Origin of the sequence: Paracoccus sp. (in: a-proteobacteria) (assembly GCF_030538655.1) — a bacterium.
Classification (GTDB): Bacteria; Pseudomonadota; Alphaproteobacteria; order Rhodobacterales; family Rhodobacteraceae; genus Paracoccus.
Genome location: NZ_JAUNTO010000004.1, coordinates 153,878 through 168,568, shown reverse-complemented (window position 1 = coordinate 168,568; position 14,691 = coordinate 153,878). Strand labels below are relative to the sequence as shown.

At 61.8% G+C, this 14,691-nt stretch carries 15 protein-coding genes and 1 tRNA gene; 9 read left to right on the top strand and 7 right to left on the bottom strand.

All coding sequences use genetic code 11. The features are described from left to right. Positions 1-31: 31 nt before the first annotated feature. Positions 32-640 (bottom strand): hypothetical protein, encoded by a 609-nt coding sequence (locus Q4G22_RS04625; protein WP_303384725.1) that lies wholly within the window; start codon positions 638-640, stop codon positions 32-34. Between the two features lie 68 nt (positions 641-708). Between Q4G22_RS04625 and Q4G22_RS04620 the strand changes: the two genes are divergently transcribed. Continuing rightward, complete coding sequence (locus Q4G22_RS04620) at positions 709-1,305, top strand: hypothetical protein (RefSeq protein ID WP_303384724.1); 597 nt, start codon at positions 709-711, stop codon at positions 1,303-1,305. A 257-nt stretch (positions 1,306-1,562) separates the two neighbouring features. On the opposite strand, the gene Q4G22_RS04615 is transcribed toward Q4G22_RS04620, so the two are convergent. The 4 genes from Q4G22_RS04615 to Q4G22_RS04600 all read right to left on the bottom strand — a co-directional run bounded on the left by Q4G22_RS04615 (position 1,563) and on the right by Q4G22_RS04600 (position 4,924). Beyond that, a tRNA-Ser gene (locus Q4G22_RS04615) sits at positions 1,563-1,652 on the bottom strand. Between the two features lie 54 nt (positions 1,653-1,706). Next, positions 1,707-2,309, bottom strand: coding sequence for a polyhydroxyalkanoate synthesis repressor PhaR (gene phaR / locus Q4G22_RS04610; RefSeq protein WP_303384723.1), 603 nt, complete (start codon positions 2,307-2,309; stop codon positions 1,707-1,709). Positions 2,310-2,519: 210 nt separating this feature from the next. Then, the gene (locus Q4G22_RS04605) at positions 2,520-2,984 is read right to left on the bottom strand and encodes a phasin family protein (protein WP_303384722.1); all 465 of its coding nucleotides are present in this window, start codon (positions 2,982-2,984) and stop codon (positions 2,520-2,522) included. A gap of 170 nt (positions 2,985-3,154) precedes the next feature. Further along, positions 3,155-4,924, bottom strand: a complete 1,770-nt coding sequence (locus Q4G22_RS04600) for an alpha/beta hydrolase (RefSeq protein WP_303384721.1) — start codon at positions 4,922-4,924, stop codon at positions 3,155-3,157. 130 nt (positions 4,925-5,054) lie between these two features. Here Q4G22_RS04600 and Q4G22_RS04595 point away from each other — a divergent pair, with 130 nt between their 5' ends. Beyond that, positions 5,055-5,387, top strand: coding sequence for a hypothetical protein (locus tag Q4G22_RS04595; RefSeq protein WP_303384720.1), 333 nt, complete (start codon positions 5,055-5,057; stop codon positions 5,385-5,387). Next, positions 5,377-6,726: a polyhydroxyalkanoate depolymerase gene (gene phaZ / locus Q4G22_RS04590; RefSeq protein WP_303384719.1), complete on the top strand. Its 1,350-nt coding sequence runs from the start codon at positions 5,377-5,379 to the stop codon at positions 6,724-6,726. The genes Q4G22_RS04595 and phaZ overlap by 11 nt, the downstream gene beginning before the upstream one ends. A 76-nt stretch (positions 6,727-6,802) precedes the next feature. Here phaZ and Q4G22_RS04585 read toward each other — a convergent pair whose 3' ends face one another. Continuing rightward, positions 6,803-7,552, bottom strand: coding sequence for a carboxylesterase (locus tag Q4G22_RS04585; RefSeq protein WP_303384718.1), 750 nt, complete (start codon positions 7,550-7,552; stop codon positions 6,803-6,805). Positions 7,553-7,710: 158 nt separating this feature from the next. Here Q4G22_RS04585 and thrS point away from each other — a divergent pair, with 158 nt between their 5' ends. The 4 genes from thrS to Q4G22_RS04565 all read left to right on the top strand — a co-directional run bounded on the left by thrS (position 7,711) and on the right by Q4G22_RS04565 (position 12,273). Further along, a complete protein-coding gene (gene thrS / locus Q4G22_RS04580; protein WP_303384717.1) occupies positions 7,711-9,660 on the top strand; it encodes a threonine--tRNA ligase in 1,950 nt (649 codons plus the stop codon). 203 nt (positions 9,661-9,863) lie between these two features. Further along, the gene (locus tag Q4G22_RS04575) at positions 9,864-10,070 is read left to right on the top strand and encodes a cold-shock protein (protein WP_303360229.1); all 207 of its coding nucleotides are present in this window, start codon (positions 9,864-9,866) and stop codon (positions 10,068-10,070) included. 110 nt (positions 10,071-10,180) lie between these two features. Beyond that, on the top strand, positions 10,181-11,656 hold the full coding sequence (locus tag Q4G22_RS04570; RefSeq protein ID WP_303384716.1) for a class I adenylate-forming enzyme family protein: 1,476 nt from the start codon (positions 10,181-10,183) through the stop codon (positions 11,654-11,656). Further along, positions 11,653-12,273 carry a DsbA family protein gene (locus tag Q4G22_RS04565; RefSeq protein WP_303384715.1) on the top strand — a complete coding sequence of 207 codons (621 nt, stop codon included), beginning with the start codon at positions 11,653-11,655 and terminating at the stop codon, positions 12,271-12,273. Before Q4G22_RS04570 ends, Q4G22_RS04565 begins: the two co-directional genes overlap by 4 nt. Here Q4G22_RS04565 and Q4G22_RS04560 read toward each other — a convergent pair. Further along, positions 12,257-12,601, bottom strand: a complete 345-nt coding sequence (locus Q4G22_RS04560; protein ID WP_303384714.1) for a hypothetical protein — start codon at positions 12,599-12,601, stop codon at positions 12,257-12,259. The genes Q4G22_RS04565 and Q4G22_RS04560 overlap by 17 nt on opposite strands. A 131-nt stretch (positions 12,602-12,732) precedes the next feature. On the opposite strand from Q4G22_RS04560, the gene Q4G22_RS04555 reads away from it, so the two are divergent. Both Q4G22_RS04555 and rpsD read left to right on the top strand, forming a co-directional pair. Next, positions 12,733-13,929, top strand: a complete 1,197-nt coding sequence (locus Q4G22_RS04555) for a multidrug effflux MFS transporter (RefSeq protein WP_303384713.1) — start codon at positions 12,733-12,735, stop codon at positions 13,927-13,929. A gap of 133 nt (positions 13,930-14,062) precedes the next feature. After that, the gene (gene rpsD / locus Q4G22_RS04550; protein ID WP_303384712.1) at positions 14,063-14,683 is read left to right on the top strand and encodes a 30S ribosomal protein S4; all 621 of its coding nucleotides are present in this window, start codon (positions 14,063-14,065) and stop codon (positions 14,681-14,683) included. The last annotated feature ends 8 nt before the right edge of the window (positions 14,684-14,691 follow it).

The following is a 14,691-nucleotide window of genomic DNA, read 5'->3' as shown; positions in this document are numbered from 1 at the left end:
TTGAATCAGAACTCGAATGACAAGGGAATCCTTAAATGAAGACGCCGTCTAGTTGCTTCTTGCGACCTTCGAGCAGGGATTCCATCTGGGGATCGCGCTCAAGGCTTTTTGCCATATTGCCCATCTCTGCCCGCGCGGCCTTGTAGCCGGAATAGTTGCCTGCCGCATACTGGCGGTCGCCGGTCTGCTTGAGGTCCCGGAACCGCTCTACGAAGCGGTCGGCGCGCCGTTCGGGATTTTGGCGCATCTCAGCTTCCCGTTGCACGGCGTGCCTTGCGGGCATGGCTCGCTCACGATCACCAGAAGCCACATCTGTCGCAAAGTCGGGATTCCGTTTGTAAACCGCCTCGGCGTCTTGGGAACCGTGGGGCCTTAGATCATTGAAGGCTGAGCGGGCTTTGTTAAGTTCCTGCACCTGCTTGGGCGTTGCAGCGACGTCCCGGTCCTGCGCCTTGAAGATCGCATCGACGGCACGGGCATGACGGACAAAGGCACGGCCACGGGCACGGCGCAACGCGGCCTCCGAGTCTTCCCCGATTTGCTGCTCCGCCACGGGCTTCTCGGTCCTTTCCCTTTCCCGGCCAGTTCCGGCTTTGGTGCCAGGCGCAGCGTTGTCGTGCTGGAGCAGACGGTCGAGCATATCATCGACTGCATCGCACAGATTGCCCGGCGGGCGGTAAGATCAAAGATGAGAAGTTAAAGCAGAAGATGGAAAAGGAGTTGCCGGGCATTTTGGCGTGGATCGTGCGGGGCGCGGTTGAATATGCGCGGGATGGCCTGAATATCCCCAATCAGTTGAAGCAAGCGAAGAAGCAGAAGCAGGCGGACACGGACCCCTTGGCCGATTTCTGGGCGGCTTGTGTAGATGATATAGACGCAGACGCAAAAACGGCAGCGGCGGACCTTTTCGTGGCTTATGAAAATTTCTGTAAGACGAACGCGGCGGGGGCGATCAGCGAAACGGCTTTCGGGCGTCAGTTAAGAGAACGCGGACACGAGAAAATTAAGGCCGGGCGGATTTTCTGGCGCGGTGTTAAACTGACGCGCGCCGGGCAGGCTTACAAAAGAGGGCAGGTTAATGCCTTGCTTCACTCGGACACAGAGACCCAGAAGGCCGCAGAGGTTGCCCAGAAGCCCGCAGAGGGCCACAGGGCCGCACAGGCCGCCACAGAGGCCCAGCGGGCCGCGTGGGACGCCAAGGACGCGCGGATTACAGCAGAGGCCGCGCCAGCGTATGACGGGCCGGATTATGGGCCGGGCGATGAGATGACAGAAGAAGATTGGGCGGCGCGCTTGGGGTTGTGATGACCCGCCCCCGGCCCCATATATTGTTATGATATGTCATAACTTTCAGGCCCCCGGTTCGCGCCGGGGGTTTTCTTTTTCCTTGTCAGGATGGAAGCGGCGGCAAAAGAAAGACAGACAGCGCACTTGGCACGAACCAAGCCAGCCGATACCCTGCCAGATGAGAACAAAACGGACGCGAATAACAGGCAAAATGACAGGTAAAACAGCAGGATTCCGGGCCGTTTCGTTTTTTTCAATGGCTTAGGGGCGAGAAGTGGCGGACGGTGAGGGATTCGAACCCTCGAGACGGTTCCCCGCCTACACACTTTCCAGGCGTGCGCCTTCGACCACTCGGCCAACCGTCCGTGGGCGCCACCTGTAACCTGCGTGGCGGGGCTGCGCAAGACCGGGCGCGGGGGTTAGAGGCGGGAAATGCGCTTTTGCAGTTCGGCAAGCTGGCGGCGGATTTCGGCCATGTCCTTTTCGTCCTCGATCGAGGTGGCAGGGCGACGCGCGGCGGGCTTGGCCTTGACGGGCGTCTCTTCCTCGGCACTGTCATCAGGGGGGCGGGCACCGGGGGGGACCCAGCCGCCCATCATCGCCTTGAGAAACATCTGCTGCTGGCGCTGCATCGCCTCGAACCCCGGCATCGAAGCCATAGGATTGGGCACCCGCGCCATGTTCTCCATCATCTTGGACTGGCCTTCGCGCAGCATTTCAAAGCTGGCGGCCAGAAAATGCGGCACCACCGACTGCGCCTGCGTGGTATAGCTGCGCACCAGATCGGTCAGCACGTCAATCGGCAGCACGCTTTCGCCGCGGCTTTCGTGTTCTGCGATGATTTGCAGCAGATATTGCCGGGTCAGATCGTCGCCCGATTTCAGATCAACGATCTTCACCTCGCGCCCCTGCCGGATAAAGGCGGCGATGTCGTCCAGCGTCACATAATCGCTGGTTTCGGTATTATACAACCGCCGACTGGCATAGCGTTTAATCAGCAGCGGCGCTTTGGCGTCGGTCATGGGGCAGCCCCTGTTGAAATGATGCATTTGCGGCATTCTGCGATCTTGACATGCAAAACGCAAAGGAAAAGCACCCGACAACGCGCCGACAAGCGGGATACAACCAAGGGGAGATCACTCCACCCCGCGCTGCACCGCAGCATCCGGCCGTAAAAATGAAAAAGGGACGGTTGCCCGTCCCTTTCCCGTCAGTTCACCGATGTGGCGCGATCAGGCTTTGGTCGCGTTGGTCGCAGCGGTGGTGGCTTTCTTGACAGCAGCCTGCGCGTCTTTGGTCGCTTTTTCAGCGGCTTTCTGCGCGTCCGAGGCAATGTCTTTGCCAGCGGTCAGCATCAGGTCAACGGTGTCCATTTGCAGTTTTTTGGCAACTTCTGCAAAGGCGGACATGTGCTCGGCAGCCAGTTCAGCCGAGGCCGAAGCAAAGTCCGAAACCGCTTTGGCGTATTCCGAAGGCTCGTCCTTGGCGGTGGACAGTTCACCAACGCGGGCCAGCGCGTCTTTGGTCCACTGGGCCGAAATCTCGGTCGAACGCTCGGCGGCGGACAGAGCCACGCGGGCCAGTTTCTCGCCCAGAGCGGTTTGCGATTTGAAGGCTTCGGTCAGCGACGAGGTGTCAACCGGGAATTGCGCCATCATGTCCTGGAAGGTTTTGGTGTAGTCAGGGGCCTTGGCCATGTCAGTTCTCCGTCAGGTGCGGCAGGTGGGGTCATGTTCCCGTTACCCTGCCATGGTAATCTGTTTCCGTAAGGCCAAGATGAATGCTGCGGCGCAGCATTTCAAGTGTTTTTTCTGCGGTGCAGCAAAAAAATGTAAACCGCCCGGTTTGGCTCTCCGGGCGGCCCGTTTCAGCCATTGGCACGCTGATGAACATAAGTCCCCGGCGCCGGGCCAAGCCCCTGCCCCGGATCGCGCGCGGCCACCATCGGCCCGGCGGTTTCCTCAAGCCATTTCCCCCAGACCGGCCACCAGCTGCCCTGATGGAAACTGGCATCATCCTTCCAGTCCTGCCAGGTTCCGTCGAAGCCGGCATTGCTGAGGTAATGGCCGTATTTCTTTTTGCTGGGCGGGTTGATGATCCCGGCGATATGGCCCGATTCCGACAAAATGAACCGCTTGTCCCTGGACGCCGTTTGCGCAAAGCCGCGCCAGCAATCCTTCCACGGCGCGATATGGTCGGTTTCACAGGCCACCGCGCACAGCGGCACGGTGACATCAGCCAGTGTGACCTTTTCGCCCAGAACCTCGAACCCTTCTGCCACCAGATGGTTCTGGCGGCACAGTTCGTTCAGATATTCCAGCGTCATCCGCCCCGGCAGATTCGTGGAATCGCCGTTCCAATACAGCAGGTCAAACGCAGGGGGCGTTTCGCCCAGCATATAGTTACGGATCGCCGGTCCCCAGACCAGATCGTTCGCCCGCAGGAACGACATCGTGCGCGACATCAGAATGGCGCTGAACAGCCCCTTGCGCGCGACTTCCTCTTCAATCCCGCCGATGAAATCGTCCTGAAGGAAAGTGGCGAATTCACCCAGCTCGGAAAAGTCGGTTAGCGTGGTAAAGAAAGTAGCGCTGTTGACGCGATCATCGCCGCGTTTCTTCAGCACGCCCAAAGTAGCGGTCAGCGTCGTGCCACCGATACAATAACCGACCGCGTTCAGCTTTTTCTGGCCGGTGCGCTCCATCACCTGATCCATCGCCTCGATATAGGCGGCAACGTAATCGCCCATGCCGGTATCGGCATGGCTGGCGTCAGGGTTTTTCCACGACACGACAAACAGCGTGTGCCCCTGTTCCACGACCCAGCGGATCAGGCTGTTCTGCGGCTTCAGGTCAAGGATATAGAATTTGTTGATCCAGGGCGGGAACATGACGACCGGCATAGCATGAACCTGTTCGGTCGTCGGGTGATACTGGATCAGTTCGAACAGATCGGTGCGATAAACCACGGTGCCAGAGGTGGTGCCGATATTCTCGCCCACCGTGAACGCGTCACGGTCAGCCAGCGAGACCAGAAATTCGCCGCCGTTCTGTTCCACATCGCGGACAAGGTTTTCCAGACCGCGAACCAGACTTTCGCCCTCGGTCTCGATGGCCTTTTCCAGCGCGTCGGGGTTGGTTGCCAGAAAATTCGTCGGCGCCATCATGTCGATGATCTGGCTGGTCAGCCAACTCATCCGACGCTTGGCCACGTCGTCAGGCAGATCCAGATCCGAGGCAGCGGTGCGCATCGCATCGGCGTTGATCTGATACTGCCGCTTGACATAGTTGAAAAACGGATGCGTCTGCCACAGCGGATTGGCAAAGCGCCGGTCCTGCGGCCCGTCATCCTCGGGCGCAGCGATCTTGCCCCGTGCCAGCATCTGACTGGCGCGGGCATAATGTTTCAGTGTCTCGCCCCAGAAATTCACCTGCTGTTCAATGACGCGGGCGGGCTGTTCGGCCAGCATCTTCATCCACGCCCCGGCGGTGGTCATGAAAAATTCCGCCCCCGGCCCGTCAACGGCAGGATTGGGCATGGCACGGCTGGCCAGCGCGGACATCAGGCGATGGCTCAGCGTCTCGATCCGGTCGATGTTCTCGGCCATCTGCTGCGGCACTGGCACGACACGCTGCATGGACAACGCGTTGCCTGAGGCGGCAACGGACACGGGCTGCTCTTTCTCAGGGGCGCTTGCCACAGCGGGCGCAGGCGCAGGTGCGGCTTTGGCGGCAGGCTTGGCCACAGCTTTCCGCCGCGCCACAGGTTTGGACGCCGGTTTCGGCGGCTTTGGCGCAGCACTCTCGGCCTTGGTCGCGGCTGGCTTGGCGCTGCTGCGACGTGGTTTTTTCGATGCCGCCGGCGCCTCTCCCGCTGTGCCATCGGCCTTTGCGGATGTTGCGCGAACACCCCTGCCGCGCGCAAGTTTGCGACCCGGCGTTTCAGGATTGCTTGCCATGGATGAATTTCCCCCCTATTACAGCACGATCATACGCGCATCGTTGCCGATGGGTAAAGCCGGGTTTTCCCCTACGGCACAGTACCGCAATTATTCGTCCATCGCGCCGCGGCGCAGAAAAGGCTGGGGAAATGGCGTATAAAGGGGTCAAGGGCATCATTTCCTATGATGCGATGGAATCAATTCGGAACAGCTATGAGTGGATGGGGGCCAGCGCGCGCGCAATCGCATCCTACCCCGCCTTTGCGCTGATCCCGCACCCTATGTTCAAACTGATGAGCGCGTGGGGCCGCGTCACCGAACGCAGCTTTGCCCGCATGGTCATCAAGCCCGACTGGAACATCCCGCCGATCCCCGGTGATGATGGGCAGGATCATATGGTCTATGTCGATAAGGAATGGCAGCGCCCGTTCGGTGATCTGATCCATTTCCGCGTCGCCCGCCGTGCCCCCAAGCCGCGCAAGGTGCTGCTGGTCGCCCCGATGTCGGGCCATTACGCCACGCTGATGCGCTCGACCGTGACGTCGCTTCTGCCCGATTGCGAAGTCTATGTGACCGACTGGCATAACGCCCGCGACATCCCGGTGTCGGAAGGCAAATTCGACATCGAGGATTACACCACCTATCTGGTCGATTTCATCCGCCACCTTGGCCCTGATGTGAACGTGATCGCCGTCTGCCAGCCCGCGCCGCTGACGCTGGCCGCCACCGCCATTCTGGCCGAGGATGACCCCAAGGCACAGCCCCGCACCCTGACCCTGATCGGCGGTCCGGTCGATCCCGACGCCGCCGCAACCGAAGTCACCGATTTCGGCAATCGTATCACCATGGGCGAACTGGAACATCTGATGATCCAGTCGGTCGGCTTTAAATATGCCGGCGCGGGACGCATGGTTTATCCGGGGCTGGCGCAGCTTTCGTCCTTCATCGCCATGAACAGCGAAACCCACGCCAAGGCTTTCATCGACAAGATCTTCGCCGAAGCGCGCGGTGAAGCCTCCGAGGGTGACAAGCACAACAAATTCTACGACGAATATCTGGCCGTGCTGGATATGACGGCGGAATTCTATCTCTCGACCGTGGAACGCGTCTTCAAAAACCTTGAAATCGCAAAAAACGAATTCACCGTGAACGGTCGCCGCGTGGACATCGGCAAGATCACCGATGTCGCTGTGATGACGGTCGAGGGCGCGAATGACGACATTTCGGCCCCCGGCCAATGCGTCGCCGCGCTGCGTCTGTGCAGCGGTGTGGCCGAGACCAAAAAGGCCCAGCACCTTGAGCCCTTCGCGGGCCATTACGGTATCTTTGCTGGCAAAAGCTGGCGCCTGAACATCCGTCCGCTGGTGCTTGATTTCATCGACGAACACAGCGGCCTGCAACCCGAGGTTGGCCGCAAGAAACGCCGTGGCATGGGCGACAAGTCCGCAGATTGCGGCGCCGTGGACACCATCGGCGATGACGGCAAGATCGCCGTCTGACCGCAACAGACAGATCATGAATACAAGGGCGCGGCAAAACCGCGCCCTTTGCATTTCGCCATGCCCCTGCCCTGGCCTATCCGATCCGGTCCAGAACCTCGGCCACCGACTGTTCGATCAGCGCCAGGCAGTCATCGCTGGAAAAACGATGGTCCGCCCCCTTGACCAGCGCCAGACGCAGATCATCGCCCTCGGCATGATGCAGCAGATCCAACGCCCATTGCATCGGCACATCCTCATCCGCCGTCCCTTGCAGGAACCGCACCGGGAATGGCAACGACAGCGGCTGACGCATCACCAGATGATCCCGCCCGTCCACAATCAGCCGCCGCGTGATGACATAGGGTTCATCGGAATAGTCGCTGGCCAGCGCCAGCTTGCCATCCTGCATCAACCGCGCCCGCTGCGCTTCGTCAAAGCTGGACCAGAACCCCTGCTCCGTAAAATCGGGCGCCGCCGCAATCGTCACCATCCCGGCAATCCGCCCCGGCATCCGCCGCGCCAGCAACAGCGCGATCCAACCGCCCATGGATGACCCGACCAGAACCTGCGGCCCCTCGGTCACGGCTTCGATCAGCGCCGCCGCGTCCTCGAACCAGTCGCCGATGCCACCATCCTCGAATACCCCCGACGATTGCCCGTGGCCGGAATAGTCCAGCCGCAAAAATGCCCGCCCCTTACGCTGCGCCCATGCCTCCAGCGCCATGGCCTTGGTCCCGGTCATATCCGACCGAAACCCACCCAGAAACACCACACCCGGTCCCTGCCCGTCCAACTGGTGATAAGCGATCCGCCGCCCCTGCGGCCCCTCAAAAAACTCGGTCATGACGTCTTTCGTTTCTAAATATCCTCTGGGGGTCCGGGGGGCGACGCGCCCCCGGCTTTGGGCACCCATGTTGACTTTCCCCGCATCAGCCCGCAAGAGGCAAGCACATACCCGCAACCGGGCGCCCCGTAGCCGCCAAACCGACGAGGAGCCAGATCATGGCCGACCAGATCACCCTGACCTTTCCCGATGGCAATGCACGCGATTATCCCGCAGGCGTCACCGCCGCCGAGGTCGCCGCCTCTATCGCCCCCAGCCTTGCGAAAAACGCAATCAGCGCCAGCCTGAACGGCCAGCACATCGACCTTGCCTGGCCGATCACGCAAAGCGGCCCCATCGCCATCAACACGATGAAGGACGCAGAACCGGCGCTGGAACTGATCCGCCACGATCTGGCCCATATCATGGCCCGCGCCGTGCAGGACATCTGGCCCGATGTCAAAGTCACCATCGGCCCGGTCCGCGATTTCGGCTGGTTCTATGACTTCGACCGCGCGGAACCCTTCACCCCCGAAGACCTCGGCCAGATCGAGCAGCGGATGAAACAGATCATCGCCGCCCGCGATCCCGTCCGCACCGAGGTCTGGGACCGCGACCGCGCCATCGCCTATTACAAGGACCGGGACGAGCCGTTCAAAATCGAGCTGATCGACCGCATCCCCGAAGGCGAGGATCTGCGGATGTATTGGCACGGCGAATGGCAAGACCTCTGCCGCGGCCCGCATCTGCAACACACCGGCCAAGTCCCCGCCGACGCCTTTCGCCTGACCCATGTGGCCGGCGCCTATTGGCTGGGCGACGCGTCGCGCCCCATGCTGCAACGCATCTACGGCGTCGCCTTCCGCAATCGCGACGACCTGAAGGCGCATCTGACCATGCTGGAAGAGGCCGCCAAACGCGACCACCGCAAGCTGGGCCGGGAAATGGAGCTGTTCCACTTTCAGGAAGAAGCGCCCGGCATGGTCTTCTGGCACCCGAACGGCTGGTCGATCTACCGCGAGCTAGAGGCATATATGCGCCGCCGCCTGACCGCCGCCGGTTACAAGGAAATCAAGACGCCGCAGGTGGTTGACCGCATCCTGTGGGAAAAATCCGGCCATTGGGAGGCTTACCGCGAAAACATGTTCCTCGTCGAAGTCGACGAGGAAGGCGCCCGTGAAAAACGCACCAACGCGCTGAAACCGATGAACTGCCCCTGCCATGTGCAGGTCTATAATCAGGGCCTAAAATCCTACCGCGAACTGCCGCTGCGGCTGGCCGAGTTTGGTTCGTGCCACCGTTACGAATCCTCGGGGTCGATGCACGGGCTGATGCGGGTGCGCGGGTTCGTGCAGGACGACGCGCATATTTTCTGCACCGAGGATCAGATCGAATCCGAAACAGCGGGCTTTCTGGCGCTGCTGTCCTCGGTCTATCGCGATCTGGGGTTCGAGAAATTCGACATCAAACTGTCCACCCGCCCCGATGTGCGCGTGGGTTCGGACGAGGTGTGGGACAAGGCCGAAACCGCCCTTGCCGCCGCCATCGAAAGCGCGGGATATGCCTATGAAATCGCCCCCGGCGACGGTGCTTTCTATGGTCCCAAGCTGGATTTCAAACTGACCGACGCGATTGGCCGCGAATGGCAATGCGGCACGTTCCAGGCCGATTTCAACATGCCGGTGCGTCTGGATGCCGAATATATCGGCGAGGACGGGGCCAAGCACCGCCCCGTCATGATGCACCGTGCGGTGCTGGGGTCGTTTGAACGCTTCATTGGCATTCTGATCGAAAACTACGCCGGCAAGCTGCCGTTCTGGCTGGCCCCGCGTCAAGTCGTCGTGGCCTCGATTGTGTCGGGGGCGGATGACTATGTTCAGGAAATCGTCACCGCCCTGCGCGCCGCAGGTATCCGGGCCGAGGCCGATACGCGGAACGAAAAGATCAACTACAAGGTGCGCGAACATTCCGTCGGCAAAGTCCCCGCGATCATGGCCATCGGCATGAAAGAGGTCGAGGACTGCAGCGTATCCATCCGCCGCCTTGACCAGCAAGGCAGCCGCACCCTGCCGCTGGATCAGGCCATCAGCGACCTGAAGGCCGAGGCGACACCACCGGATCTGCGCTGAATGGTGCTTTAAACGTAACAGAGCGATGCCCGCAGATGATGCAGGCACCGTTTTCGCTTGCCTTTATTAACGAATCGTTCATGCTTCCCCCGCGTGAGCAAACTTTCTACCGCCTCCTCCGATACGGGGCAGCCGGACGACCGAAAGACAGGCTGCACGGCCCCGTGCATGACGCAAGGGGATGATTTGAAGGAGAGACGGACATGGCCACCGGAACGGTCAAATGGTTTAACACGACGAAGGGCTATGGTTTCATCGCCCCTGATGACGGCGGCAAAGATGTGTTCGTGCACATCTCGGCGGTCGAGCGCGCCGGTCTGACCGGCCTGAAAGACAACCAGAAAATCGAGTACGAGCTGCAATCGGGCCGTGATGGCCGCGCTTCGGCTTCGGACCTGAAACTGCTCTGATTTTTGGCCGTCAGGCCAACGGGAACGGCCTGCGCTTGCGGGCCGTTTTTTTATTGGCAGCACCGTGTCTGCGGCACTGTCGGAATGGGGATGTGGACAAGCAACAAGCCATGAATCTTGCCGAATATGTGCTGCGGGCGGGGCTGGACTGCCCGGACAAGCTCGCCATGTCGGTTGTGGGCCCCAGCCGGGCGGACCGCTGGTCACATGGTCGGTTGCGGGCTGCGGTGCTGGGCTGTGCCACCGGCCTGCTGCGGGCGGGGCTGGTGCCGGGCGACCGGCTGTTGATGCGGCTTGGCAATACACCTGCGTTTCCCGTGGTTTATCTAGGTGCGATTGCGGCGGGGATTGTGCCGGTGCCGACCTCGGCCATGCTGACCATGCGCGAGGTGACGCGGATCGCCGATCAGATCGCCCCCGCAATGGTGGTGATGGGCGACGGAGTGGCGCTGCCCGACCGTGACCTGCCGATGCTGCACGAATCAGATATTGCCGGATTCGCCGCCTTGCCTCCTGCGGGTTTCGCGCAAGGCGACGCGGATCGGCTGGCTTATATCGTTTATACCTCGGGTTCGTCGGGCCAGCCGCGCGCTGTTGCCCATGCGCATCGTGCAATTTTGGCCCGGCAAATGATGTTCGAGGGCTGGTATGGGTTGCGCCCGACCGACCGGCTGCTGCACGCCGGGGCCTTTAACTGGACATTCACCTTGGGCACCGGGCTGATGGACCCGTGGACGATGGGGGCCAGCGCGCTGATCCCGGCGCAGGGGGTGGCATTGGAACAGATCCCGCTGTTGGCGCGTCGGCACGGGGCCAGTATTCTGGCGGCGGCCCCCGGTGTATTCCGGCGAATGCTGCGCGCCGATTGGTCCGCCTGGCCCGAACTGCGCCACGGGCTGACCGCGGGCGAGCGGCTGGACCCGGCGCTGCGCCTTGCGTGGCAGGACCGCACCGGCACCGACCTGCACGAAGCGATGGGAATGTCAGAATGTTCCACCTTTCTGTCAGGCAGCCCGGCACGTCCGGCCCCGCCCGGCACGGCGGGTTATCCGCAGCGGGGCCGCCATGTCGCGGTATTGGGCGATGATGGCACGCCTCTGCCACCCGGCCAGCCCGGCGCGTTGGCGGTGCGGCGCGACGATCCGGGGTTGTTTCTGGGATACCTTGGGCAACCCGATGAAACGGAATCAAAATTTTTGGGCGACTGGTTTCTGACCGGCGATCAGGCGGCGATGGACGATCAGGGTGCCATCACGCTGAACGGGCGCGCCGACGACATCATGAACGCGGGTGGCTATCGCGTCGCCCCCGCCGAAATCGAGGAGGTTCTGGCCACCCATCCCGGCGCGGGCGATGTGGCGGCGGCGGAAATTGCCGCGCCATCGGGCACCAGCTTTATCGCCGCCTTCTGGACCGGCCCGGCGACCGAGGGCGATCTGCGCGCCCTGTCCGAAACCGCGCTGGCGCGTTACAAGCAGCCACGTGCCTTTGTGAGCATCAATGCACTGCCGCGCACGCCCACGGGCAAAATCAACCGCCGCGCCCTGCGCGAGAACTGGCCTCAGCCATCGAAGGAAACCCCATGATCCGCCTTGATATTTTCGCTGACCCCGTATGTCCGTGGTGCTGGATCGGGCTGGCCGAGCTGTCGCGCGCGCTGGACAGCCGCCCAGATCATCCGTTCAGTATCGCCTATCACCCGTTCCGCCTGAACCCGCAGATGCCACGCGGCGGCATGGATCGGGCGGAATACCTGCGCGCCAAGTTCGGCGACCGCGTGGACGAGATCGAGGCACCGATGGCCGCCCGCGCCGCCGAACTTGGGCTGCATCTGAACCCCTCGCCGCGCGAACCTGACACGACCGACGCCCACCGGCTACTGCATTGGGCCGGGGTCGAGGGCGCGCAATCCGCTGTCATGTCGGGGCTGGTGCGCGCCCATTGGGAACAGGCCCGCGACATTGGCGACCCCGCCGTGCTGACCGGGATCGCCGCTGATGCCGGCATGGATCGCGATATGGTCGCCCGCCTGCTGGCCTCGGACGCTGACCGCGACACGGTGGCCGCGCGCGAAGCCCATGCGCGAGAAAAGGGGATCAGTTCCGTCCCGACCTTTATCGTGGCCGATCAGCACGCTGTCGCGGGGGCACAGCCTGCTGATCTGTGGCGGCGGGTGATCGACGATCTTAGTCAGGGAACCTGATCGTATCCATCGGATATTCGACAACACCCTGCAAGGGCTGGTCGCCATCCTCGCTGAAGATGAACACATGCAGGCTTTCGCCTGACAGGGTGACGCGGCAGAACTGACCGGGCTGCGCAATGGCTGGCGGACATTCGGCCAGATCGGCATGGGTCACGGCAGGTTCGAAATCCATATAGGTCATCACCGCCATTGGCACCGGGCGCTGTGGGGCGTCGTGGATCGTTTCATGGACCTTCGGCGCGGAATGTTCGGCCTCGCCCGGTTGCGAGGCAAATGCAGGCCCAGAAAGACCGGCGACAATGGCGAATGTCAGGGCAAAACGCATCTGGGGAACCTCCATTCCATGCGATATATCATTTCTGACTATTTTTATCTGAAATCGCAAGCCCTATCCGCAAGGGCTTGACCCGACGCGAATCCACCCCAATTCTGCGCGACTTAATGAAAGATCAGAACATGCCTCAGCCCACCCCCGCCGTGCGACGCCTGCCGCTGCCGGAATTCATTGCGATGCTGGCGTTCCTGTTTGCCACTGTCGCCTTTTCCATCGACGCGATGCTGCCCGCCTTGCCCGAAATCGCGCTGGCCGTGACGCCCGATAACGTCAACCGCGCGCAACTGGTGCTGACCTCGTTTGTGGGTGGCATGGGGGTTGGCACGCTGTTCGCCGGGCCGATTGCCGATGCTATCGGACGCAAGCTGACGATCACACTCGGCTTCATCATCTTTGGACTGGCCGCCACCGCCGCGATCTTTGCCAATACGCTGGAGGCGCTGCTGATCGCCCGTTTCGTGCAAGGCATCGGCTCGGCCGCGCCGCGTATTGTCGGGCTGGCACTGGTGCGCGATCTTTACGAAGGCCGTGAAATGGCGCGGATTTCGTCTTTCGTGATGATGATCTTTATTCTGATCCCGGCCATGGCCCCGGCGCTTGGGCAGGGCATCATCTGGATGGCGGGCTGGCATGGGGTGTTCGTCGCCTTCGTGCTGTTCGCCATCGTGGGCAGCCTGTGGCTGAACATCCGCCAGCCCGAGACCCTGCCGCCCGCCAACCGTCGTCCGCTGCGTCTGCCACTGCTGATCGCAGGCGCGCGCGAGGTGCTGGCCGACCGGCAGGTGATGCTGTCCACGCTGGTTCTGACACTGGGTTTTGCGCAGATGTTCGGCCTGCTGAGTTCTGCCCAGCAACTGTTCGGCGAGGCTTATGGCAAGGGTGCGCAGTTCCCGGCCTGGTTTGCGGCAATGGCACTGTTGTCCGGGATCGGCACGATCCTGAATGCTAAATATGTGATGACCATCGGGATGCGGCGGATCGCGGCATGGGCCTATGCGATGCAGGTTGTCATGTCGGGGATCGCGCTGATGCTGGTGCTGACTGGCAACCTGACCTTTCCGCTGTTCTTTATCTGGGCGGTCAGCGTGTTCTTTATGGCCGGTGTCACCTTTGGCAACCTGAACGCACTGGCCTTGCAGCGGATGGGGCATATCGCGGGGATGGCGGCGTCGATTGTGGCGGCGCTGTCCACGCTGGCATCTGTGCTGATCGCCGCGCCGGTCGGATTGCTGTATAACGGCACTGCCCTGCCCGCCGTGGCGGCGACGCTGATCTGTTCCACGCTGGCGCTGATCCTGATGCGGCAACTGCGCGACTGAGCGGTTGACAGTGCCGTAAACCCCGCTATAAGCGCGGCTTCTTTGGTGTTGGCGGCCCCTGCAAGGGGATGCCTGTCGCCCCGAAAGGGGAAAGGACAACGCCCTTCTGTAACTGAAATGAAGGAGATCAGCGATGACCAAACGCACCGCTGCCAAATACAAAATCGACCGCCGCATGGGCGAAAACATCTGGGGCCGCGCCAAATCCCCGGTGAACCGCCGCGAATACGGCCCCGGCCAGCACGGTCAGCGCCGCAAGAACAAACTGTCGGATTTCGGCACCCAGCTGCGCGCCAAGCAAAAGCTGAAGGGTCATTACGGCGACCTGACCGAAAAACAGTTCCGCCGCATCTATGCCGAGGCCGAGCGTGTGCGCGGTGACACCGGCGAAAACCTGATCGGCCTGCTGGAGCGTCGCCTGGACGCCGTGGTTTACCGCGCCAAGTTCGTGCCGACCATCTTCGCCGCCCGCCAGTTCGTGAACCACGGCCACGTAGAAGTGAACGGTAAAAAGGTGAACATCGCGTCCTATCGCGTCAAAGAAGGCGACGTGATCTCGGTGCGCGAGCGTTCGCGCCAGATGGCGCTGGTGCTGGAAGCCATCGCCTCGGGCGAGCGTGACATCCCGGATTACCTGGACGTTGACACCAACAAGCTGACCGCCACCTTCGTGCGCACCCCCGCCCTGGGCGATGTGCCCTTCGCCGTGGTGATGGAGCCGAACCTGGTCGTCGAATATTACGCGAAAAACTGATCTTTTTC